Raw genomic sequence first — 22767 nt, forward strand, 5'->3', positions numbered from 1 at the left:
GGCGGGACTCTCGGTATGTGGGTTGGTTCGGACGGGGTCCGGGGCGGGCCCCGGTGGTGGTCTGGGGGCCGGCCCCCAGCGTGGATCTCCTTACGAGCCGTGAAACGGCAGGCCCGCTTCGGCGACCAGCTCGAACTCGTCGCCCTCGCCCGGCGGCAGCAGACTCGCCGTGCCGTCGCCGACCGGGACCACGCCGAGGTCCAGCAGTTCGGCCATGGCGGCGCTGCCCGCAAGATCTCGGACCTGCAACTGGTAGCGGGCGGTGGTGCGGTACGTGCCACCCGACTCGTCACCGGTGCGCTGGAGGAAGCCGGAGTCCACCAGGAACGCCACCGCCTTGCCGACGATGCCGGTGGTCGAACCGGCCAGCCTGCGCGCGTCCTTGGTGGCGCCGGTGGCGCTGCGCCGCGCGTAGACCCGCCAGGCCGCCTCCAGGCCGGGCGCGTCGCTGGCCGGGTCGCTGTTCTCGCCCCGCTCCTCGGCGCGTTCTTCCAGGCGGCGGCAGGCCTGGCGGACGAAGGCGTCCACTCCGTTGACCGTGATCCGGCCGATGTAGCCGTCGTCCGCCAGGTCGGCCGGGCGCGGGAACGCCAGGGCGGCGACCGCCAGATGCGCCAGGCCGTGCAGGAAGCGGTCGCTGGAGTCGGAGGCGGCGCGCCGCGAGTAGTCGCCCATGCGCACCGCGAACACCGAGTCCTCGCCCGCGGCCACCGCCATTCCGGCGCGCGGTGAGACCTCCAGCACCACCAGTCCCAGTCCGGCGGCGACCGCGTCGGCGAGCCGGGCGAACGCCGGATCCTCCCGGTGCCGCCGGATCAGCTCGGCGTACTCGGCGTCGCGGGCGGGCAGCAGCTTGGGCTGTAGCCCGAAGGCGACCAGCCGGGCGGCGTCGGCGGCGTCGGCCGGGGTGACCGCCGCCGGGCGGACGTCCTCCGGTTCCGGTGCGGGGGCCAGGTTCTCGCCGTCGTCCATCACTCGCGGTGTCCTTCGTCCTTGCCTGCGGTGTTCTCCACCGTCCGGTCCAGTGCCATGCCCGCCGCGTCCAGCAGCGCGGCGCCGACGATCAGATCGGCGCCGCCGAACTCCGGATCGTCCAGCTCCGCACCGTCGTCCACGGCGAACAGCAGCCGCTGCTCGCCCTGCCGGTAGGCGGTGCCGACCGGCGGGCTGGCCGCGTGCACCGCCAACAGCGCGACCAGGTACGGCAGTTCGGGGTCGCGGCGGCGGGCCTCGGCGAGCAGGCCGGAGAGTCTGCGGGGCGCGTCGTGCGGCAGGTCGAGCAGTTCCAGCGCGGCTTCCAGCTGCGCCTCGCTGAACCGGCTGTCCTCCGGGGTGGCGATCAGGTCCGGCTCGGGCATCTCGGCGCCGAGGTGTTCGCGCTCCAGCGGCGGGGTGAGCAGTGTCTCGATCAGGTCGCCCACGCGCACCGCCGGCGGGGTGCGCAGTCCGGTGCCGTGCGCGAAGAACGCGTCGGTGACCCGGCTGGCGCGCTCCACGGGCAGCGGCAGCAGCGGCGCCAGCAGTTGCCCGTACAGGTCGAGTCCGGCGCGGGCGACCGGTGTGGCGAAGGCCTGCCGGTCCTGCTCGGCACGGAACAGCGGGCCCGCTTCCAGCAGCCGGGACTGCAACTGGGTGTGGCGGCGGATGCAGTCCTTGACGATGTCCACGAGTTCGGCGGCGCGCCGCTTGTGCTCCGGTTCGGTGGCCTCGTCGCGGGCCTTGCGGATGTTGGTGAGGATCGCGTTCTCGTGCCGGTAGCGGTCGGCGACGTGGTCCAGCGCCTCGTTGATCATGTCAGGCACCGCGCGCAGCCAGTCCACCGCGCGGACGTCCCGCCGGGTCGCCTCCAGGGCGCGGCGCAGCGTCTCGGCGTACTGCACGGTGCGGTAGCGGGCCTGCTCGGCGGCGAGTTGGGCGTCGGCCAGCCGCCCTCGGCTGATCAGCACCTCCAGCTTGACCTCTGCGGCGATCTGGGCGCTGGTGACATCGGTGTCCAGGGCGCCGACGAGGACGTTGACCGCTTCGTCGGTGGTGCGCAGATAGACGGTGCCGCCGGGGCCCGGGACCTCTTCGATCAGCTTGAAGTCGTAGTCGCGGCGCACATAGGCGCCGTCGGCGCCGAACGTGCCGTAGACGGCGCGGAAGCCTCGGTCGACGCTGCCGACGTTGATCAGGTTCTCCAGCACCCAGCGGGCGACCCGTTCGTGCTCCTCCGCGGGGCGCCCCGGGGCCTGGGCGGCGACCCGCGGCTGGAGCCGGGCGACTATCTGGTCGTGGTCGGCGCCGGTGTCGAAGTCCATGGTGAGCGTGACCAGGTCGATGGCGGCGAGCGCCACTTCGGCCATGGCGTACGTGGAGTACTCGCCCGCCAGGTTGGCCTTGCGGGCGTCCAGGTCGTGCAGCGGAGCCGTGCAGGCCAGCGCCTTGAGCCGACGGGCCAGGCCCTCGTCGGCGGCGGGTCCCGGCGCGACGGGGCGCGAGGAGCCGGTGTTCGGGTGCGGCACGGTTTCCGCAGTGGACGCAGTCACGACGGACAGATTAGGTGGTCACACTGACAACGCACGAAACGGCGCGGATTGCGGGGGTCTGTCCAGCCCGGCTCCGGTGTCAGTGCGTCGCGCCGCCCACCGCCGCGATGTCCTCGCGCCGGGAGACGGCGGCCGCCACCACGGCCCGTAGTCCTTCGACGGCCAGCGTAACGGACATCGAGGGCAGCGCCCGATCGAGGACCTGCTCGGGTGCGTACGGGATGTGCACGAACCCCCCACGCAGCGCCGGGCGTTCGGTGGCGATGAGGTGCATCAGTCCGTAGAAGACGTGATTGCACACATATGTCCCAGCAGTCTGGGAGACAGAGGCGGGCACTCCCGCCGCACGGGCTGCGGCGACGCACGCCTTGACCGGCAGGGTGGCGAAGTACCCGACGGGGCCCCAGCCGACGACCGGGGCGTCGATGGGCTGCCGCCCCGCGTTGTCCGGGATGGCGGCGTCGTTGACGTTCACCGCCACCCGCTCCACGGTCAGACCGGCCCGGCCGCCCGCCTGGCCGACGCACACCACGACCTCGGGGTCGGCGCGTTCGACCGCCGCCCGCAGCGCGTCCAGCGAGGACCCGAAGGCGCAGGGCAGTTGGACCGCCGTGATGTCGCAGCCGTCCGGCGGTGCCGCGGCCAGCCGCCAGACCGCCTGCCAGGACGGGTTGACGCGCTCGCCGTCGAACGGCTCGAATCCGGTGAGGAGTACGCGGGTCACAACGCTCCTTCGGGGCTTCGCCGGTCCTCGGCGCTCAGAACGCGAAGACCGAGATGATGACGATGTTGCAGGCCAACAGCGCGACCGCGGTGGGGATCTGGGCCTTGATCGGGCCGTACTGGTCCTTCAGCTCCAGCAGCGTGGCGGGCACCAGGTTGAAGTTGGCGGCCATCGGCGTGCACAGCGTGCCGCAGAAGCCCGCGAGCATGCCGGCCGCCAGTACCACCGCCGGCCTGCCGTGGGCCTGCTGGATCAGCAGCGGCCAGCCGACGGCCGCGGTGAGCACCGGGAACGCCGCGAAGCCGTTGCCCATGACCACCGTGAACACGGCCATCCCGACGCAGTAGACGACGACCGCCACATAGGTCTGCCCGTGCGGCAGCACGTGTTCGGTGAGCTTGCCCACGGAGTCGCCCACCCCGGCGGCCTGGAAGATCGTGCCGAGGGTGGCGAGCAGTTGGGGCAGCAGCATGACGTAGCCCATCGTCTCCAGCAGTCCGCGCCCGGCCCGCAGTGGGGCGGCGGGCCGCCGTTCGCGGACCACCAGCATGGCGACGACCAGCGCCACGACGGTGCCGATGCCCAACCCGAGGATCGTCTCACTGCCCGCCTGCAGCACCGGCCTTCGCCCGATGTGCCAGCCCTTGACCACCACCGCGCACACCATCGCCACAGCGGGGATAGTCAGTGCCGGGACGAACAGCCGGTTGCCGAGCCGGGCCGCCGAGGCCGCACGCCGCTCGGCCGGGGCGGCCGGCACCGTACCGCGTCCGGTGAAGCCGAATCCGGCCAGGCAGACCATGACCAGCACGGCGGCACCGAGCGGTTCGGCGGGCGCGGTCTTGTCCGCCACCCAGGTGCTGTACACGAACGCGGCGCCCACCAGGCCCCAGAAGGCCGCGGTGCCGAACCGCCTGGGGTTGCTCCGGTCCATGGCCATCTGCCCGGCCATGGCCAGGAAGACGGCGCCCACCAGCCAGTAGAACCATTCCGCCTGGATCATGTGGCGGCCTCCTCGACGTCCGCGCGGGGCAACGCGCCCTCGGACGCGGCCAGTTCGCGCTCCAGCGTGCGGTCCAGGCGCAGCAGGCGGGCGCCGTGGATCAGGCAGGCGCAGGCGGCGGTCGGTATCGCCCACAGCGCCAGGTCCAGCGGCTCCAGATGGGTCTTGTACGTGGCGTTGACGAACCCGGTGATCAGCAGGATCGAGCCGACCGCCAGGAAGCAGTCCTCGCCGAAGAACAGGCCGACGTTGTCGGCGCTCGCGGCGAAGGACCGGATCCGCTCCCGGGTCCGCTCCGGCAGCGCCCCGTACCGGCGCTCCGCGGCCCCCTCCGCCATGGGCGCGACCATCGGCCGTACCGCCTGCGCGGGGCCGCCGAGGCTTACCAGCCCGACGGCCGCAGTGAGTTGACGCAGGATCAGGTACAGCGCGAGGAAGCGCCCGGTGGTCAGCGCGGCGAACCTGGTGACGAGCGCACGCGCCTGCTCTCTGAGCCCGTACCGTTCCAGCAGGCCGATCACCGGCAGGGTGATCACGAAGATGGTCACCGAGCGGCTGGCGGCGAAGCCGGTGCCGAAGTCGGCCAGCACCGCACGCGGACTGAGGCCGCCGAACAGGCCGGTGACGATGCCCGCCACACCAACGACGAGCAGGGGGTTGCGTTTCGTGGCGAATCCGACGACCACCACGAGCACGCCGAGCAGAGCGAGCATCCGTCCGCCTTCCGCGCTCGGTCCCCCCCGGCTGTGGGGAGGTAGCGAGGAGGCTAGAAGGTTGTTGAACAATTCCACAAGAGTCATGCACGATATGGGTCCAGTGATTCCGCGGAAGGGACACCATGGACAGCTCACCCCCTGATCTGCTCGGGGAGTTCGCCGCCGACCGTCTGCTCCTGGGCCGGTCCAGTACCGTGCGGCGGGTCACCGACGTACTGCGCGACCGGATCGCGGCGGGCGCCCTGCGCTCCGGCACCCGGCTGTCCGAGGAGGCGCTCGGCGGCGCCCTCGGGGTCTCCCGCAACACCCTGCGCGAGGCCTTCCGGGTGCTGGCCCATGAACGCCTGGTGGTCCACGAGATGAACCGGGGCGTCTTCGTGCGCAGCCTCGGCCCCGCCGACGTCGCCGACATCTACCTGACCCGGCGCGCTCTGGAGACCGAGGGGGTACGGTCGGCGAACGGATCCGGCCGACTGGCGCCGGTCGCCGAGGCGGTGGCCGCGGGCGAGTCGGCCGCACGGAACGGCGACTGGTCCGCGGTCGCCGACGCCGACCTGCGCTTCCACCGCGCCGTCGGCGCACTCACCGGCAGCGAGCGGATCGACGCCTACCTCGCCGGCCTGCTCGCCGAACTCCGGCTGGCGTTCGCCGTGATGTCCGATCCACGCGCGCTCCACGAACCGTTCCTGCGCCGCAACCGGCAGATCGCCGACCTGCTCGCGGCCGACCGGAGCCACGACGCCGAAGCGGAACTGGTCCGCTACCTGGACGACGCACGCGAGCTGATCGTGGCCCGGATGCGCCAGGACGCCGAATGACCGCCCCCGTCATCGACCTCAACGCCGACCTGGGCGAGGGCTTCGGACGCTGGCCGCTGACCGACGACGAAGCGCTGCTGTCCGCCGTCACCAGCGCCAACGTCGCCTGCGGCTACCACGCGGGCGACCCGGCCACCATGCGCAGGGTGTGCGCGCTGGCCGCCGAGCGCGGGGTGCGGATCGGCGCCCAGGTCTCCTACCGGGACCTGGCCGGTTTCGGGCGGCGCGCGATGGACGTCCCACCGGACGAACTGGCGGCCGAAGTGGCCTACCAGATAGGCGCGCTGGAGGTCTTCGCGCGGGCCGCCGGCGCGCGCGTGGCATACGTCAAGCCGCACGGCGCCCTGTACAACCGCACGGTGTCCGACGCCGAGCAGGCCGCCGCCGTGGTCGAGGGTGTCATGCTCGCCGGCGGCTTCCCGGTGCTCGGGCTGCCCGGCTCCCAACTGCTGGCCGCGGCACACCAGGCGGGGTTGACCGCCGTCCCCGAGGCGTTCGCCGACCGCGCCTACACCGGCCGTGGCACGCTGGTGCCGCGCCGCGAGCCCGGTGCCGTGCTGCTGGACCCCGACGCCATCGTCGAGCGGTCGCTGGGCATCGCCCGCCACGGTTCGGTGCGCTCGGTCAGCGGTGCGCCGGTCACGGTGCGGGCGCGCTCGCTCTGCCTGCACGGTGACACACCGGGGGCCGCCGCGCTGGCCTCCCGGGTCAGGGGTGAACTTCTGGCGGCGGGCGTGGAGTTGGGAGCCTTCGCATGACCGCGCCGCGCCCAATGCTGGTAGGCGCGCACGCCCTGCTGCTCGAACTGCCCACCGAGGAGGCGACCGAGGCGCTCCACGCCGAGCTGCTGCGCCGCCGGGCGGCCGGGGAGCTGCCACCGGTCCGCGAGATCGTCCCCGGCGCCCGAACCGTACTGCTGGACGGGCTGGCCGAACCCGAGGCGCTGGCCGACGAGTTGACGCGCTCGGCCGTGCCACCGCTGCCACCGCGCGAGGGTGCGGCGGTGGAGATACCGGTCCGCTACGACGGGCCCGACCTGGCCGAGGTGGCCGCGCTGTGGCAGGTGCCACCCGACGCGCTGCCGAGGGTGCTCGACGGGATCGAGTTCCGGGTGGCGTTCACCGGATTCGCCCCGGGATTCGGATACCTGAGCGGGCTGCCCGCCCGCTACCACACCCCGCGCCGGGCCACCCCGCGCATTAGCGTCCCCGCCGGTTCCGTCGGCCTGGCCGGACCGTACGCGGGCGTCTATCCCCGCAGTTCCCCCGGCGGCTGGCAGATCGTCGGCACCACCGACGCCACGCTGTGGGACCCGGCCCGCGAGCCCGCGGCCCTGCTCGCCCCCGGTGCCCAGGTGCGCTTCACCCGGGTCGGACCATGACCGCGCGGTACCTGGAAGTGGTCCGTGCCGGGGCGCTGACGACCGTCCAGGACCTCGGACGCTCCGGACACGCCCACCTCGGTGTGGCCCGGGCGGGCGCCCTCGACGAGCCCGCGCACCGGCTCGCCAACCGGCTGGTGGGAAACCCGGAGCACGCCGCGACCCTGGAGACCACGGTCAACGGCTGTGCGGTACGGGCCGGTTGCCCACTTCTCGCGGCGGTCACCGGCGCGCCCTGCCCGGTACGGGTGGACGGCCGCCCGGCGGCCTGGGGCGCACCGGTGTACGTGCCCTCGGGGGCGGTGCTGGAACTCGGCCGGGTCACCGCGGGGTTGCGCGCCTATCTGGCGCTCGCCGGCGGGGTGCGCAGCACACCGGTGCTCGGCAGCCGGTCCACCGATCTGCTCTCCGGACTGGGCCCGGGTCCGCTACGGGACGGAGAGCGGCTACCGGTCGGCGAGCCGTACGGCACACCGGCGGCGGTGGATGGCGCGCCATGCCCCGGGCCGCCTACGGAGCTTGTGGTTCCGCTGATTCCCGGGCCGCGCGCGGACTGGTTCGCGCCGAACGCGCTACGGATCCTCGCGGCCGGCGGGTACACCGTCAGCCCGGCGAGCAACCGCATCGGCCTGCGCACGGAGGGGCCCGCGCTGCCGCGCGCCAGGGACGGTGAACTCCCCAGCGAGGGGATGGTGTTGGGCGCCGTGCAGGTGCCGCCGGACGGCCGCCCGGTGATCTTCCTCGCCGACCATCCGACGACCGGCGGCTATCCGGTCATCGGTGTCGCCTCGCAGGACTCCCTGGCCCCGGCCGCGCAGGCGGCCCCGGGAACGCCGGTGCGCTTCGTGCCGGTGAGCCGGTCCGGTGCCAGGGCGGCCACCGCGGCGACCGCGGCGACCGCGGCGCGATGCGCGGCCTCGTCCAGCGCGGCGGGGGACCCCGCGGCACGGTGACGGCACTCGGCCGCGGCCAGCCGCAGCAGGTCGGGCAGCAGGTCCGCGCACCGGTCCAGCACCCAGCCGGTGCCCCGGGTGGCCATCCACCACGCGCTGGCGGTCCGGCCGGGCGGCGGGCCGTCGGGGGTGGTGCGCGGCGGCTCCCCGACCGCCAGGCCGCGCTCGTCCAGCAGCGCGTGGAACTCGTACGCCAGCAGCCGGTGGCCCAGTTCGCTGGGGTGCAGCCGGTCCACGCTCCAGGAGGCCCGGTGGGCGACCCACGGATGCTCCGAGGTGTGCAGATGCACCGCCCCGTACCGCCGGGACAGCGCGTGCACGACATGGTTGACCGCCCGCATCCGCCGCCCCAACGGCCGGGCCAGCGGCCACGGCAGCCCCAGCATCCGGCCCGGATCGGGCAGGCACGCGGTCAGCACGGTCACCCCGTCGGCCGCCAACGCGCCCAGTGCCGCGTCCAGTTGGGCGGCGACCGCGCCGATGTCGAACGAACCGCGCAGCGTGTCGTTGGCGCCCGCCACCACCGCGGCGAGGTGCGGCCGGAACGCCCGGGCTGCGGCCAGCTGGCTGTTCGCCACATCGGCGGTCAGGGCGCCGCTGCGCGCGCAGTTGAGGAACCCGGTCCCGTCCGGGGTCGCGCCGATCCCCTCGGCCAGCAGCGCGGCCCAGCCGCGCCAGCCTCCCGGCACCGGGTCCCCGAGACCCTCGGTGAGCGAATCACCCAGCGCCGCGAACCGTATGCCCTCGCTCCCGGTCATCGCACGTCCTCCCGTTCCCCCCGCGCGGGTACGGCGTCGCGCGGCGCCTCATACGCGGCGTCGTGCGCGGCCAGGAAGGCCGTGATCGCGGCGGGCCAGCCGAAGCACTCCGCGCGAGCCCTGGCCGCCGCCCTGCGCCGCGCCTCGGGCACCGCCAGCAGCTCGTCCACCGCGTCGGCGAAGGCCGCGCCGTCGTCCCGCGCCGCCCGGCCCGCCTCCCCGACCACCGAGGGCAGCGCGGAGGACTCGCTGACCACCACCGGTGTGCCGCAGGCCAGCGCCTCCAACGCGGCCAGCCCGAAGGTCTCCACCGGGCCGGGCGCCAGCACCACGTCCGCGCTGGCCATCAGCCCGTACAGCACGTCCTTGCTCGCCACGTGTCCCAGGAACCGCACCGGAAGCTCCTCGCGGCGGGCACGCTGCTCCAACTGGGCGCGCAGCGGGCCGTCCCCGGCGATCGTCAGCACCGCGTGCGTCCCGCGCGCCCGCAGCGCGGCGAGCGCGTCCAGCGCCCGGCCGGGCCGCTTCTCCACCGACAGCCGCACGCACATCGCCAACAGCACCTGCTCCGGCCAGGCGTAGTGGCAGCGGGTCCGCTCACCGCCCGCCGCTGGGTGGCAGGCGGCCAGGTCCACGCCCAGCGGCGCGTGCACCACGTTGCGGGCACCGATCCGCTGGAACTCGGCCGCCGCCCACGCCGTGGTGCACACCACCCGCGAGAACGCGTGCGCGGTACGGGAGTTGAGCCGGTCGGCGGCGGCCTGGGCGACCCCCTCCGGCAGGCCCCACATGCGCAGCACCCCGTCGGCGCTCTCGTGCGAGACCATCACCGCGGGCACCCGGCGCCGCCTGGCCCAGGCGCCGGTCCAGCGCAGCGTCGTACGGTCGGAGACCTCAAGCCGGTCCGGGCGCAGCGCGGCCAGCCGCCGAGCCACCGCCCGGCGGTCGACCAGCACCCGGTAGCCGCCGGAGCCGGGCACCACCGGCCCGGGCAGCGTGATCACCCGGCCCTGCTCGGTCATCTCGTCGCGGTGGTCGGGCCCCGGCACGATCAGCACCGGCTCGTGCCCCGCCGCCAGGTACCCGGCGCCCAGGTGCCGCAAGGCGGTGCGCAGGCCGCCGGAGACCGGGGTGACGAAGTTGGCCAGCCGGACGATGCGCAGCCCGCGCCGCGCGTCGCCGGTCATGCCGCCACCGCCGAGGTGGCGAGACGTTCGGCGAGCACCTGCTCGTAGTGGCCGATCAGCAGGTCGCCGACGGCCGCCCAGGAACGCCCCGCCACCGCCTCCCGTCCGGCAAGGCCGTACGCGGCGCGCAGCCGCGGAGTGCCGGCGAGCCGCCGTACCGCGTCCCGCAGCGCCTCCGGGTCGTCGGGCGGCACCAGCAGGCCGGTGCGGCCCGGGCTGACCAGGTCCAGCGGACCTCCCGCCGCCGGGGCGACCACCGGTATCCCGCTGGCCATGGCCTCCTGCACGGTCTGGCAGAACGTCTCCATCGGGCCGGTGTGCGCGAAGACGTCCAACGAGGCGTAGATCCGGGCGAGTTCACGTCCGGTGCGACGGCCGAGGAAGACCGCCGACGGCAGCGCGGAGCGCAGGTTCGCCGCGCTCGGTCCGTCGCCGACGACGACCAGCCGCACCCCCGGCAGTTCGGCCGCCCCGGCGAGCAGTTCGACCCGCTTCTCCGGCGCCAGCCGACCGACGTAGCCGACCAGCACCTCACCGCCCGGCGCCAGCTCCCGGCGCAGCGCGGGGTCGCGGTGCGCCGGGTGGAAGCGGACCGCGTCCACCCCGCGCGGCCACAGGTGGACCCGGGGGATGCCGTGCCGCTCCAGGTCGGCGGCCGAGGCGGTGGACGGCGCCAGGGTGCGGTCGGCGGCGGTGTGCAGGCTGCGCAGCCGGTGCCAGGCCGCGGTCTCGCCGATGCCGAGGTAGGCGCGGGCGTAACCGCCGAGATCGGTCTGGTAGACCGCGACACAGGGCAGCCCCAGCCGGGCGGCTCCGGCCACACCGTGCGCCCCGATGACGAAGGGGCTGGCCAGATGGACGAGTTGGGCGCGGTGCGCGGCGATCGCGGCCGCCACGCGGCGGCCGGGCAGGGCGACCCGCACCTGGCGGTAGCCGGGCAGCGGCAGCGACGGTACGCGGATCACCGGGCAGGGCGCGGCGGCGTCCGCCTCGGCCGCCCGGTCTCGGCCGGGCGCGGTGGGGGCGATGACGAGTGGGGCATGACCGCGGGCGACGAGGTGCTCCGCGGTCCGTAGCGCGCAGTGTGCGACGCCGTTGACATCGGGCGGGAAGGATTCGGTGACGAGGGCGACTCGCATACTGCGGTTGTCGGCGCCCGGGAAGATGCGGCGGCCACGTCGATCTTTCCCCGCGGAAAACGTTCCGTGAGCTTCTGGCCTCCGACCCGCGTCCTGAACACCGGGGGCCCGAGGCGGCTCCCCGCAGGCAAGCGCCCCGGGCCCCAAAAGCCCCGTAACCGACCTAAGCGGAACGCCGCCGTGCGGTGGCCGCCGTGGTACTCAACCTGCCGCGCACAGCGGACTGCACGTCCGCCTCCTCCGCCGGATCCGCCGCCAGGCGCCGCAGCTGGGCGAGTACCCGGACATCCCCGGTCGCGGCGTGCCGCGCCGCCAGTTCGCGGGTGGACTCCTCGCAGTCCCACAGGCACTCGATGGCGAAGCCGTCCGCGAACGACGGATCGATGACCGCCAGCGTCCGGGCCGCACAGCCGCGCAGATGCGAGGACGCGGTCTCCCGGTAGACGTGCCGCACCACAGGCGCCGCGCAGCCGATGGACAGCCGCCCGGCGCCCTCCACCAGGACGGCCAGCCCCTCCGCGTCGGCGCCGCGGACCCGTACCGTGCGGCGCAGTGCGGCGAGCACCCGTGCGGCGTCCTCGGCGCCGCCGAGCATGGCGAGCATCTGGGCCGCGGCGGTGCCCAGTTCGTCCTCGCGGGCGGCCCAGCGGCGGGCCTGTTCGACACCGGCGACGCTGCGCATACGGGCGAAGGACTCCAGCGCGGCGCGCGAGACGACCAGTGAGGGGTCGGCGGCGGCCGCTTCTATCAGCCCGAGGACATCCGGATCCTGCCGGTCGGCGAGATGCCGCAGCGCGGCGGCGCGGGCCCCCTGCGGTCCGAGGCGGGCGGCGTGCAGCAGCTCCGCGCGGTCCTCGGGCCCGGCGACGGCGGCCAGGCAGCGGGCGGCGGGGGCGTCCCGGTGCTGCACCGGGTGGGCCTCCAGTCCCTGCTCGGCCCACTCCAGCACGTCCCGCACACTCCAACCGGGCGCCGGACCGGCCGGGCGCAGCTGCCGCTGCCAGCGGTCGAAGGAGCCCTGCTCCTCGGCCGCGCGCACCCGCGCACCGTGCACCCGGTCGTCCGCCCACAGCCGCCAGGGCCGGGGCTCGTACGCCTCGCGCAGCGCACGGGCGAGCGCCGCGTCACCCTCCGCACCGCGCGGGAAGCGGCCGAGGATCGCCGGCGCCAGGGCGGTCAGCCCCGCGTCGTCGTCCCGTAGCGCCAACTCGTCCAGTGCCCAGTGCCAGTTGCTGCCCCGGGCCGCGTACTCGCGCAGCAGCCGCAGCGCGTCCCGGCGGCCGTACCCGGCGAGGTGTCCGAGCACCGACAGGGCGAGCCCGGTGCGCTGCTCCTCCGTGTCCAGGACGTCGTCCGGGTGGAACAGGTGCTGCTCGATCCCTTCGAGCCCGCCCTCCAGCTCCGAGTAGAGCCGCGCGTAGTACAGCGAGCGCGACTCCACCTGCCAGTCGCGGCGGGGGTCGCTCAGCACACACTGCTCCAGCGCGGCGAGGGCCTCGCCGCGCTGCTCCGCGAGGGCATGCAGCGTCCCGTCTCCGCGCCCCCGCTGGAGGAGGCCGAGAAGGGTGCCGCTGGGCGCTATGTCGGGGTCGAACATGAGGTCAGCATCCGGTACGGAGGGTTACGGTGGCAACGGGATTTCCCTGTTGGTGCCCGGCATCCTTACCGGCGGACGCAGACGTCATGCCTGGAACGCGGTACGGATTGCGCACGGGTACGAGCGCCGCAGCTTACCCGCAGTGCGCCGTCCCGAGCCTCCCGGTGCACCGCGCTGACCAGGAACGACCTGATCGCCTCTGGGATATGCCACAAGCACCACCGGATCGGGTATTGCGGAAACCCTTACGGACGATCGCTCACTGTGCAACAGTCGTCACTGACTCTTAGGGCCGACCACAAGCACTCACGCCGCCTCGCGCCCGCAGCTGACGTCTGTATCTGAGTACGTTCGGAGACAGTCATGCCGTCCCACCTGCATGCGGACCACGCCGCAGCACCCCCGCCGGATCCCGGCACGCTCGACGCGCTCATCTCCCAGGCGCGCCAGTTGCGCGGCCAGGTGGACGCCGTGCGCGGCGAGCCGGGGCTTGACGACGATGACGCGCACAGCCGCTGGCAGCGCGCGCTGTGCGACCTCGCCATGCACCATCTGGACGACCTCGGCGAACACCTGGGCCAGCTCAAGGAAGGGCTGCGGGAGGATGGTGGCGGCGCGGCCGGGGCCGCATACGCGACGGCCGCGCCGCCCGTCCCCGGTGAGCAACCACCGCCCGCCGCCCGGCAGGTGCGCGCGCTCGGCCGGGCGGGCAGCGCCGAATGGGACCTGTTGACCGACCAGGTGACCTGGTCCGACGAGCTGTACGCCATCTTCGGCAGGACGAAGGCGGACGGTCCGCTCACCCTGGACGAACTCCCGTCCTGGCTGTTCGCGGAGGACCAGCAGGCACTCACCACGATGGTCACCGGCTGTCTGGTGGACGCCAAGCCGATCAACGGCGAGTTCCGCATCGTGCGCCCGGACGGCTCGGTGCGCACGGTGCACATGGTGGGCGAGCCGGTGCTCGACGCCGACGGCTCCACAGCCTCGATGTGGGCCGTGCTACGGGACGTCAGCGAACTGCGCCGCAGCCAGCGGGCGTTGCGCGAGACCCGTGACTCGCTGCGACGTCAGCGCGAGGTGGCGCGGACCGAGCACCGGCTGGCGGTCGAACTGCAGGAAGCCGTGCTTCCGCCGTGGCGCGGCTCCCTGCGGTTCCCGTCCGACGGCGACACCCACGCCCTGGACCTGGCCGCGCACTACCTGCCGTCCGGCAGCAGCGCGCTGATCGGCGGCGACTGGTACGACGCGATGGAACTCGGTGACGGCGCCACCCTGTTGACGGTCGGTGATCTCATCGGCCATGGGGTGGCGGCGACTTCGGGCATGGCGATGCTGCTCGGCGCGGTCCGTGGCCTGGCGCTCGTCGGCCTGGAGCCGGGCGAGTTGCTGGCCCGACTGAACGAGGTGGTGGACCGCTCGGCGCAGCCCGCCCTGGGCAGCGCGCTGTGCTGCCGCTACGACGGCCAGCGGCGCACCCTGACCTGGGCCCAGGCCGGGCACCCCGCCCCACTGCTGTTCCGCGGCGGGACGGGGCGCGGTCTGACGGCGCCGGAGGGCATGCTGTTGGGCGCCGCCCCCAACGCCTCCTACGGTCAACGCACCGAATATCTGCTACCGGGCGACCTGTTGGTGCTGCACACCGACGGACTCGCGCCCCGCGGCATGCCGGAGGACACCGCCGCAGCCCAACTGCTCAACCTCGGCCACCGGTTCGCCGAAGCCCGCAGCGCGCAGGAGTGCGTGCGTGCGGTCGTCGAACAGCTGGGCAGCCCGGAGCGCGAGCATGACGCCTGTGTGCTGGTTGCCCGAATCTCGTAGTCGTCATCTTGTGGTCGGGGCGCGCCGAGCGCCCCACAGCCCGACCTGGATCCCTTGACGCGTCGGTGGTTCGGCGTTGCCGCCCCTGTCGGCGAGGGTCGGCGATCCGCCGTACGCCTGCGCCAGGAAGGCCCTACACGCTGGCGGTGCCGTCCTTGCTCCCGGGCTTCTTCGGCAGCACGGTACGGATCTCGTCGCGCAGGTCCTGGATCGTCGGGTACGTGGCGTACCGCCCGGTCAGCCGGTACATCTCCCGCAACCGGTCCCAGGTGCGGTGGGACGAGGTCTGGCCGATGCTCAGCAGCGCCAGCCTGGCGTACCGGTCGGCCTGCTCCGGCTCGTCGGCGATGAAGCACGCCGAAGCCATGGAGATGTAGTCGAAGATCCGCGACCGCTCGTGCCCCGACCTGCGCAACTCCAGCGCCTGCCGGGCGTGCTGCTGCGCGGGCGCCGCGGCCGACGGATCGTGCTCGGCCAGCGTACGGAACGCCAGTGCCTGCATGCCGTGCAGATCGGCCTCGTCGAAGTTCTGCATCCAGCACGGCGGCGGCACATCGCCCTTGTCGGAGACGAAGAGGTCCTCCGCCTGCCCCAGGGTGCGCCGCATCGCCTGGCCGCGCCCCTTGGCCGCCAGCGCCCAGGCCTCGATGGTCTGGAGCATGGCGCGGGTGCGCGGCAGGGCCTGTTCGCCCGAGCCGGACTGGGCCAGCTTCATCAGGTCCAACGCATCGTCCGGACGACCCAGATGGACCATCTGGCGAGCGGCGCGGGACATCGCCTCACCGGCCCTGGGCCGGTCGCCGCCCTCGCGTGCCGCGTGCGCGGCGATCACGAAGTACTTCTGGGCGGTGGGCTCCAGGCCCACGTCGTGTGACATCCACCCGGCGAGGCACGCCAGGTTGGCCGCCACCCCCCACAACCGCCTTTGCAGATGGGCCGGATGGCGGTAGGAGAGCATGCCCCCCACCTCGTTGAGCTGCCCGACGACCGCCTTGCGCTGGAGTCCACCGCCGCGTGAGGCGTCCCAGGCGCGGAACACCTCCACGGAGTGCTCCAGCGCCTCGATCTCATCGGAGCCCACGGGTGCCGCCTCATAGCGGTCATAGCCCGCCGTGGTGGCCTTGGCGGCGTGCAGGGGGTCGTCGACGACGGGGGCATCGGCTGACAGGGCAGGGTCGGTGTGCAGCCACTCGTACATGGCGCTGCTGAGTGCGGAGCCTGCGGCGAGCGCGGCGCCCGCGCCCACCAGACCGCGTCGGTTGAGCATAAGGTCCATTCCCGTGAATTCGGTGAGGACCGCGGCGGTTCGCTCCGGTGGCCACGGCAGGCTTTCGACGGCCTGCTTCCTTCCCGTACGCCGATGCCGGTCGAACCCGAGATCCTCGATGGTCACGACACGGCCGAGGCGCTCGGTGAACAAGGCGGCCAGCACTTTGGGCACCGGATCGCGCGGCGTCTCACCGGTCTCGATCCAGCGGCGCACACGGGAGGTGTCGGTCGACAGTTGCGGGTGGCCCATCGCGGCCGCCTGCCTGTTGACCATCCTCGCGAGCTCGCCCTTGGACCAGCCGGTGAGTCCGAACAGATCCGCGAGCCGGGTGTTGGCTTCCTTGGTCACGTCAAGCCCCCAGGTTCCTCGGCACAGTTGACAGTAGTGGCCGAAGAGACGGCTCGGCAGTATTCGCCAGGGTCCGCCAGGGTTCGCTACGTGGTTCACCACCCGCGGATGGGTGTGATGTAGGAACGCGCCTCCCCGGCCCATCCGGAGCACGGGTGCTCGGGTGCCGGTGCCCTGTCAATGCGCTGTCGACGTCCTGTCGATGTGCTGGGCGCCGGCGACCGGGTCCCCCGAAGGGACCGTCCCGATCGCCTCGATCCGGGACACCCGGTTCCGGAAGCCGAGTCGGCGCCCGGCAGCCGCATTCCCCCAGGGTGCGGAGGCCGGTGGGGAACCCGCCGGACCGGCCCCCGGCCGAACCGATGAGTGCCGCCCCCAACGAGCCAGAAGCATTCCCCAGGCACACGAAGGGATCTGTTACCACCCCATGTACTCAGCATCGTCCTCCGTGTCCGCCCCACCCCGGCCGCTCGCCCCGCGTGGGCCAGGCCTCGTGGCGCGCCCCCGGGCCGCCTCCACCGAGCCGTTCCTGGACCCCTCGTATGCGGCCGCGGCGGGCCGTGGCGCCGGGCGGCCACACGGCTTTCCGGCCGGGGCCTCCCATCCGCTCAGCGGGAGGCTCGATGTGACCGGCCCCCAGGGCGCTCCGCTGCGGGCGGCGATCGCATCCGTCCAGCGGATCTGCCCGGAGTTCACCCCGGCGCAGGTGATGCGGCGCACCAGCCGCTCGGTGCTCCTGGTGGGCACGGCGGGGCGCAGCCCGGCCGTCGCCAAGTGCCTGCTGGACCACTCGCCGGTATGGGAGAAGCAGTTCAGGCAGGAGATAGCGGCGTACCGGACGTTCGTCCGGCACCGCCCCCCGGCCCGGGTTCCGCGCCTGGTCGCCGCGGACCCGGAGAGCTGCGCCCTGGTGATGGAGCGGATGCCCGGCCGGGTCGCTGCGATCCAGCGGCATCCGGTGGAGGCTCCGCCGCGCGCCGACATACGAGCCGCGCTGGGCGCCATCTGCCGGATCAACCAGTGGCAGCCGCCCGCCGACACCTTCAAGCGCCCCCTTGAGTACGGCACCCGGCTCTCCCGCTTCCATGAGCTGGGCCTGCTCACCGATCGCGACCTGGGCGACCTGCAGAAGCTGATGCGCGGCCTGGCCCGGGACTTCGGCGGCCACGGTCCCTGGCAGTTCTGCCACGGCGATGCCCTGCTCTCCAACGTGCTGCTCTCGCCGACCGGCCCGGTCCTGGTGGACTGGGAGCACGCGGGCTGGTACCTGCCGGGGTACGACCTGGCGGTGCTGTGGTCGGTGCTCGGCGACGACCCGGTGACGCGGCGTCATATCAGCCAGCTCGCCCAGTCGCCCGGACCCGCCTGGCGGGACGCCTTCCTGGTGAACCTGATGCTGGTGCTGACCAGGGAGATCCGCACCTACGAGACGGCGCTACAACGCTCCATGCACGGCACCGGCCCGGCCACCCCGGGCGCGGCCGAGGCTGGTGAGGAGCAACGGCTCCTGCTGCGCCGCCTCCATGACGACTGCGGGATGGCACGGCGCGCGGTACGGGCGGCCGTGGGCACCCGCTGAGCCGTCCAACAGCACGCCGCGCCAACGCACCACGCTGTCCCTTCCGCCTCCCCCGGACAGCGTCATCCGGACGGCGCAATCGCGGCCCCCGAAGGGCTGGTCTACCGAGGCCGTGCGGACGTGAATGCCCGTGCCGGGGAACCCCCGGCACGGGCATTGACGTGCCCGATTGCCGTCGTGGGCCTGCGGCAACGCCGACGGCATGGATGTTTGACTGACCATCAGACAGCCGGTACGCCTGGGACTCCGCCCACGTGGAACGCGCCAGACCAGGGAGGCTGCTTTGCGAGGCTCCGCACCCCCACACCCCGGACGCCGCGGCAGGAGACCCGTGCTGCGTGTCGTGGCCACCGCCGCCGCACTGCTCCCGGTGTTCTGCGTGGCACCACGGGTCGACGCCACCCCGCCGTCGCACCCCGAGCCGCTCCAGCAGGCCTTCGCCCAGGCGGCGCGGCAGTACCACGTACCGCAGAGTGTGCTGCTGGGCGTCTCCTACCTGGAGTCACGCTGGGACGGCCATGCCGGACGGCCCAGCGCCAGCGGCGGCTACGGCCCCATGCACCTGACCGACGCCCGTACCGCGATCGCCCAGTCCCGCTACCGCACCGACGGTGACGCGGCCGGCGACACCCGTGGTGACCCCGCCCGCTCCCGGCTGAGCCCGGGTGCCGTCACGGTGCCCCAGGACCGGGTGCTGCCTCCGTCACTGCGCACCGCCGACCAGGCGGCCCAGCTGACCGGACTGACCAACGAGCGGCTGCGCACCGACCCGGCCGCCAACATCGCGGGCGGCGCCGCGCTGCTGGCCGCCTACCAGCGGGCGCTGGGCAAGCCGTTGAGCGCCGACCCCGCCGCCTGGTTCGGCGCGGTGGCCCGCTACTCGGGCGCCGATGACACGGCCACCGCGGTGAACTTCGCGGCCGACGTCTACCAGACCATCCACGACGGCGCTTCCCGCACCACGGACAGCGGTCAGCGCCTCACGCTGGCCGCCCAGCCGAAGGTCAAGCCCGACCCGGCGCAGGTCAACCGACTGGGCCTGCGCACAGCGGACGCCAGGAACACCGAGTGCCCGCAGTTGGTCGCGTGCGAGTGGATCCCGGCGCCGTACGCCAAGTACGGCCCGGACGCCAACGACTACGGAAACCACGATGTGACCAACCGGCCGCAGGACTCCTCGGTGGACTACATCGTCATCCATGACACCGAGGGCACCTGGGACACCACGCTCAAGCTGGTGTCGGATCCGCACTACCTGGGCTGGCACTACACCGTCCGCTCCTCCGACGGCCATGTCGCGGAGCACATGAGCACCAAGGACGTGGGCTGGCACGCGGGCAACTGGTACGTCAACTCCAAGTCCGTCGGCGTGGAGCACGAGGGGTTCCTGGCCGATCCCGACGCCTGGTACACCGAGGCGATGTACCGCACCTCGGCTCGCCTGGTGCGGTACCTGGCGCACAAGTACCGGGTTCCGCTGGACCGCCAGCACATCCTGGGCCATGACAACGTGCCGGGCACCGAGCCGTCCACCGTGGCGAACATGCACACCGATCCGGGGCCGTACTGGGACTGGGCGCACTACTTCGAGTTGATGGGGGTGCCGTTCCAGCCGTCGCCCGGTGCGAACGGCGGGCTGGTGACGATCGACCCGTCCTACGAGGGCAACCAGCCGTTCTTCACGGACTGCGGCGGAAGGGACTTCCCCTGCGCACCCCATGGTTCCGGGGCGGTACGGCTGTACAGCGCGCCCAGCGAGGCCGCGCCGCTGGTCAGGGATGTGGGCCTGCATCCGAACGGGGACTCCACGACCGGGGTGAACGACACGGGGGCGCGCGCCGCGACCGGTCAGCAGTTCGCGGTGGCCGACCAGCGCGGCGACTGGACGGCGATCTGGTACCTGGGCCAGAAGGCGTGGTTCCACAACCCGCCGAGCGCCCCCGCGGCGCTCAACCGGCGCGGCTGGGTGGTCACCCCGAAGCCCGGCCGCCTCTCGGTACCGGTGTACGGCCGGGCCTACCCGGAGCCGTCCGCGTACCCGCGGGGCATCGCCGTGCAGCAGCTGGTGCCGCTGCAGTACTCGCTGCCCGCCGGTCAGCGCTATGTGATCGGTGACTGGATGCGTGGCGAGTACTTCTTCTCGTCGTCCTTCGACCGGTCCAAGCAGACCTGGGTGCGCGGCAAGCTGATCTACTACGAGATCCAGTTCGGGCACCGGGTCGCCTACGTCCGGGCGGACGATGTGGCGATCCGACCGTCCACGGGAGCCTGATCCGGCGCGTGGACGCGAAGCGGGCGCCCCCCGGCCGGGGGGCGCCCGCTTCGCGTTCAGCCCTGCTGGAACATCTCCGCGGGCAGCGGCTTGAGCAGCTGGTAGAGGTCGTCGGTGATCGGCCGGTCCCAGGTGGCGATGGTGACCTGCACGCCGTCGCTGCGGTCGAACTGCGCGCAGGCGATCCGGCTCTCGCTGACCTTGATGCGGCGGACGATCAGCAGGCTGTCGCCGTGCATCACGGGGATGTCCTCGCGCTCCACCTCGTGCACCGGCTCCTCGTTGCCGAGTGCCGCGAGCAGCTGCGCCACCTCGAACGGCACCTGTCCCTCGGCCAGCTCGCGGGCGGGCGAGCCCTCCGGCAGGTTGCCGATCAGCATGGCCGGGCCGCGACCGCCGAACAGGTCGTAGCGCAGGAAGATGCCCTGGCAGCTGCCGTCCGGTCCGGGCAGCAGCCCCGCACCGAGGTTGCCCGGCCAGTCGCCCGGGTCCATGGCCAGGACGTCGAAGTCAGGGCCGGTGGGCGTGGCGGCGCTGCGTCGGCGGAGGAAGGACATGGGCACATGGTACGTGCCCATGGTCCACCCGCGAGCCCGGGGCCGAGCCCTACACCGAGGGATACGTACGCCCGGCGAACCGCCGCTCGAACCCGTCGCCGGTGTCGGCGCTGACCGTGTAGTCGTAGCCGCCGTCCGGGGCGACGCCCAGACTGACCGTCCGCGATGCGCCCGGCTGCACCGTGGCGGTGCCGCCGGACCCGCCGTCGCCCGCCGCGTTGCCGCCGATGGTGAAGATGACGGCGGCGTGACCGGCGTTGGTGAGGGTGAGCGTGAGCTGCTGCGGGGCCGACGGGGAGATGGACACCGCGGCCTCCGGGTGGCCCTTGGTGGTGGAGGACCAGGTCCGTACATCGCCCTTGAAGCCGCGCAGATAGCCGTCCGGGCCGTGCGCGTCGATGTCGTAGGGGCCGCCGCCGTAGGTCAGCGCGCTGAAGTAGTCCTGGAAGCCGCCGCCTACGGGCGCGGTGTACCGCCAGGAGCCGTAGCCGCGGTGGTTGACCGTGTAGATCGAGAATCCCGCGCCCAGCGTGCCGGTGTTGGCCACCTTGATCCACAGGCGGCCGGTGCCGGTGTCGGTCCAGGAGGTGGTGTCGAAGCCGTAACCGACCGGGCGGGCCGGGCGGGTTCCCGGCTCCTGTACCGGTTGGGGCGCGCTGGTCGGCGGCTTGGCAGCGGGCAGCGACTGCTCCTGGTCGCACTGGGCGACCAGCGCCTTGGTGTCGGGCAGGGTGGGGAAACCGGTGTTCGCGGTGGTGAAGTCGAAGGCGCTCATCAGGTCACCGCAGACGGTGCGCCGCCAGGTGGAGATGTTGGGCTCCTTCACCCCGGTCCAGTTCTCCAGGAAGCGCAGCACGGAAGTGTGGTCGGCCACCTCGGAGTTGACGTAGCCGCCCTGGCTCCACGGCGAGATCACGATCATCGGCACCCGCGGCCCGAGCCCGATGGGCGCGCCGTTGATGAACTCGTCGGCGGTACCGGCCGGGGCGACCGGAGGGGCGACATGGTCGAAGAACCCGTCGTTCTCGTCGAAGTTGAGGAAGACCACGGTCTTCGCCCACACCTCGGGGTGGGCGGCGAGCGCCTGGAGTACGAACGAGGAGGTGAAGTCGGCGCCGTAGGCGGGTGGATAGGCGGGGTGCTCACTCTGGTCGGTAGGTGCGACCACCCAACTGACGGCGGGCAGCGTCCCGTTGGCCACGTCCTGTGCGAAGGCGTCGGCGCCGCGCCGCTGCATGCCGTTGACGTAGAGCGGGGAGTCGGTGGAGGCGTTCTGGAACTGGGTGAACCAGGCCAAGGGGTTGTCGTCGTAGTTGTCCTGCTGCTGGTAGACCCGCCAGCTGATCCCGGCCGCCTCCAGCCGCTCGGCGTAGGTGGTCCAGCTGTAGCCCGCCTCGGAGTTGTCGGTGACGGGGCCGCCCGCGGTGCCGTTGGGGTCGATCCAACCGGTCCACTGGTAGAGGCGGTTGGGGTTGGTCGGCCCCTGGACGGAGCAGAAGTACTGGTCGCAGATGGTGAACGCCTCGGCCAGCGCGACCTGGAACGGGATGTCGGCTCTGGTGTAGTAGCCCATGGTGTAGGCGCTCTTGGCCGGGATCCAGTTGTTGTACGTGCCGTTGTTCCAGGCGGAGTGGGTGCCGGACCAGCTGTGGTCGAGGTCGACCACACGCTGTGCGTCGGTGGTCGAGGTGTCCAGATGCCAGGGCGGCAGCACGCTGCCGCCGGACGGTCCGCTGGTCGTCTGGTGCAGTACGTCGGAGCCGTTGGGGAAGCGCAGCAGTGACCGGTCGCCGAAGCCCCGAACGCCCTTGAGGGTACCGAAGTAGTGATCGAAGGAACGGTTCTCCTGCATCAGCACCACGACATGCGCGACGTCGTCCAGGGTGCCGCCGGTTGGCGAGGCGGCCATGGCCTGTTGGACGGCGGTCGGCAGTGCACCGAGGGCGACGGCGGCAGACGTTCCTGCCGCCGCACCGAGGAATCCACGACGTGACAGCGGTGTCAACGCGTCTCCTGGGTCGGCGGGATCGGGACGCGCAGATTCAAGGCGCGTGGCACGACGGGCGCGCCAACGTGAGCACATGGCGCCGTGGACACTTCCTGCACACCAGATGTC

18 protein-coding genes and 1 pseudogene are annotated in these 22767 nt (G+C 73.0%); 7 read left to right on the forward strand and 12 right to left on the reverse strand.

Translation table 11 applies throughout. From position 1 onward, the window contains the following. Positions 1–90 precede the first annotated feature (90 nt). The 5 genes from P3G67_RS33250 to P3G67_RS33270 form a co-directional block, all read right to left on the reverse strand. Complete coding sequence (locus P3G67_RS33250) at positions 91–972, reverse strand: hypothetical protein (protein WP_276096825.1); 882 nt, start codon at positions 970–972, stop codon at positions 91–93. Beyond that, the gene (locus P3G67_RS33255) at positions 972–2528 is read right to left on the reverse strand and encodes a hypothetical protein (RefSeq protein ID WP_276096826.1); all 1557 of its coding nucleotides are present in this window, start codon (positions 2526–2528) and stop codon (positions 972–974) included. Before P3G67_RS33255 ends, P3G67_RS33250 begins: the two co-directional genes overlap by 1 nt. A 79-nt stretch (positions 2529–2607) precedes the next feature. Continuing rightward, positions 2608–3252 (reverse strand): pyroglutamyl-peptidase I, encoded by a 645-nt coding sequence (gene pcp, locus P3G67_RS33260; RefSeq protein ID WP_276096827.1) that lies wholly within the window; start codon positions 3250–3252, stop codon positions 2608–2610. A gap of 34 nt (positions 3253–3286) precedes the next feature. Beyond that, the gene (locus tag P3G67_RS33265) at positions 3287–4255 is read right to left on the reverse strand and encodes a DUF979 domain-containing protein (protein ID WP_276096828.1); all 969 of its coding nucleotides are present in this window, start codon (positions 4253–4255) and stop codon (positions 3287–3289) included. Then, complete coding sequence (locus tag P3G67_RS33270) at positions 4252–4968, reverse strand: DUF969 domain-containing protein (RefSeq protein ID WP_276096829.1); 717 nt, start codon at positions 4966–4968, stop codon at positions 4252–4254. The genes P3G67_RS33265 and P3G67_RS33270 overlap by 4 nt, the downstream gene beginning before the upstream one ends. Before the next feature lie 125 nt (positions 4969–5093). Here P3G67_RS33270 and P3G67_RS33275 point away from each other — a divergent pair, with 125 nt between their 5' ends. Genes P3G67_RS33275 through P3G67_RS33290 form a run of 4 tightly spaced genes read left to right on the forward strand, consistent with a single transcriptional unit; the run spans position 5094 to position 8123 of the window. Next, positions 5094–5789: a GntR family transcriptional regulator gene (locus P3G67_RS33275; protein WP_276096830.1), complete on the forward strand. Its 696-nt coding sequence runs from the start codon at positions 5094–5096 to the stop codon at positions 5787–5789. Next, entirely contained in the window at positions 5786–6547 is a 762-nt protein-coding gene (locus P3G67_RS33280; protein ID WP_276096831.1) for a LamB/YcsF family protein, read from the forward strand. Before P3G67_RS33275 ends, P3G67_RS33280 begins: the two co-directional genes overlap by 4 nt. After that, the gene (locus P3G67_RS33285) at positions 6544–7170 is read left to right on the forward strand and encodes a 5-oxoprolinase subunit B family protein (RefSeq protein ID WP_276096832.1); all 627 of its coding nucleotides are present in this window, start codon (positions 6544–6546) and stop codon (positions 7168–7170) included. Before P3G67_RS33280 ends, P3G67_RS33285 begins: the two co-directional genes overlap by 4 nt. Then, positions 7167–8123 carry a 5-oxoprolinase subunit C family protein gene (locus tag P3G67_RS33290; protein ID WP_276096833.1) on the forward strand — a complete coding sequence of 319 codons (957 nt, stop codon included), beginning with the start codon at positions 7167–7169 and terminating at the stop codon, positions 8121–8123. The genes P3G67_RS33285 and P3G67_RS33290 overlap by 4 nt, the downstream gene beginning before the upstream one ends. Here P3G67_RS33290 and P3G67_RS33295 read toward each other — a convergent pair. The 4 genes and pseudogenes from P3G67_RS33295 to P3G67_RS33310 form a co-directional block, all read right to left on the reverse strand. Then, positions 8045–8881: pseudogene (locus tag P3G67_RS33295) on the reverse strand (SGNH/GDSL hydrolase family protein); the annotation flags it as partial. The gene P3G67_RS33290 and the pseudogene P3G67_RS33295 overlap by 79 nt on opposite strands. Next, entirely contained in the window at positions 8878–10068 is a 1191-nt protein-coding gene (locus tag P3G67_RS33300) for a glycosyltransferase (protein ID WP_276096834.1), read from the reverse strand. The gene P3G67_RS33300 and the pseudogene P3G67_RS33295, both read right to left, overlap by 4 nt. Continuing rightward, complete coding sequence (locus P3G67_RS33305) at positions 10065–11207, reverse strand: glycosyltransferase family 4 protein (protein ID WP_276096835.1); 1143 nt, start codon at positions 11205–11207, stop codon at positions 10065–10067. The genes P3G67_RS33300 and P3G67_RS33305 overlap by 4 nt, the downstream gene beginning before the upstream one ends. A gap of 163 nt (positions 11208–11370) precedes the next feature. Further along, positions 11371–12804: a HEAT repeat domain-containing protein gene (locus tag P3G67_RS33310; RefSeq protein ID WP_276096836.1), complete on the reverse strand. Its 1434-nt coding sequence runs from the start codon at positions 12802–12804 to the stop codon at positions 11371–11373. 363 nt (positions 12805–13167) lie between these two features. On the opposite strand from P3G67_RS33310, the gene P3G67_RS33315 reads away from it, so the two are divergent. After that, entirely contained in the window at positions 13168–14625 is a 1458-nt protein-coding gene (locus P3G67_RS33315; RefSeq protein ID WP_276096837.1) for a PP2C family protein-serine/threonine phosphatase, read from the forward strand. A gap of 133 nt (positions 14626–14758) precedes the next feature. Here P3G67_RS33315 and P3G67_RS33320 read toward each other — a convergent pair whose 3' ends face one another. Continuing rightward, positions 14759–16243 carry a DNA-binding protein NsdB gene (locus P3G67_RS33320; RefSeq protein ID WP_276096838.1) on the reverse strand — a complete coding sequence of 495 codons (1485 nt, stop codon included), beginning with the start codon at positions 16241–16243 and terminating at the stop codon, positions 14759–14761. Between the two features lie 427 nt (positions 16244–16670). Between P3G67_RS33320 and P3G67_RS33325 the strand changes: the two genes are divergently transcribed. Further along, positions 16671–17822, forward strand: coding sequence for an aminoglycoside phosphotransferase family protein (locus P3G67_RS33325; RefSeq protein ID WP_276096839.1), 1152 nt, complete (start codon positions 16671–16673; stop codon positions 17820–17822). Between the two features lie 331 nt (positions 17823–18153). Further along, positions 18154–20094, forward strand: a complete 1941-nt coding sequence (locus P3G67_RS33330) for an N-acetylmuramoyl-L-alanine amidase (protein ID WP_276096840.1) — start codon at positions 18154–18156, stop codon at positions 20092–20094. 56 nt (positions 20095–20150) lie between these two features. Here P3G67_RS33330 and P3G67_RS33335 read toward each other — a convergent pair whose 3' ends face one another. Both P3G67_RS33335 and P3G67_RS33340 read right to left on the reverse strand, forming a co-directional pair. Further along, entirely contained in the window at positions 20151–20651 is a 501-nt protein-coding gene (locus P3G67_RS33335) for a hypothetical protein (RefSeq protein ID WP_269856363.1), read from the reverse strand. 49 nt (positions 20652–20700) lie between these two features. Further along, positions 20701–22656: a phosphocholine-specific phospholipase C gene (locus P3G67_RS33340; RefSeq protein WP_276096841.1), complete on the reverse strand. Its 1956-nt coding sequence runs from the start codon at positions 22654–22656 to the stop codon at positions 20701–20703. Positions 22657–22767: the final 111 nt, after the last annotated feature.

It is taken from the genome of Streptomyces silvisoli (genome assembly GCF_029269905.1).
In the GTDB taxonomy this organism is placed as follows: Bacteria; Actinomycetota; Actinomycetes; order Streptomycetales; family Streptomycetaceae; genus Streptantibioticus_A; species Streptantibioticus_A silvisoli_A.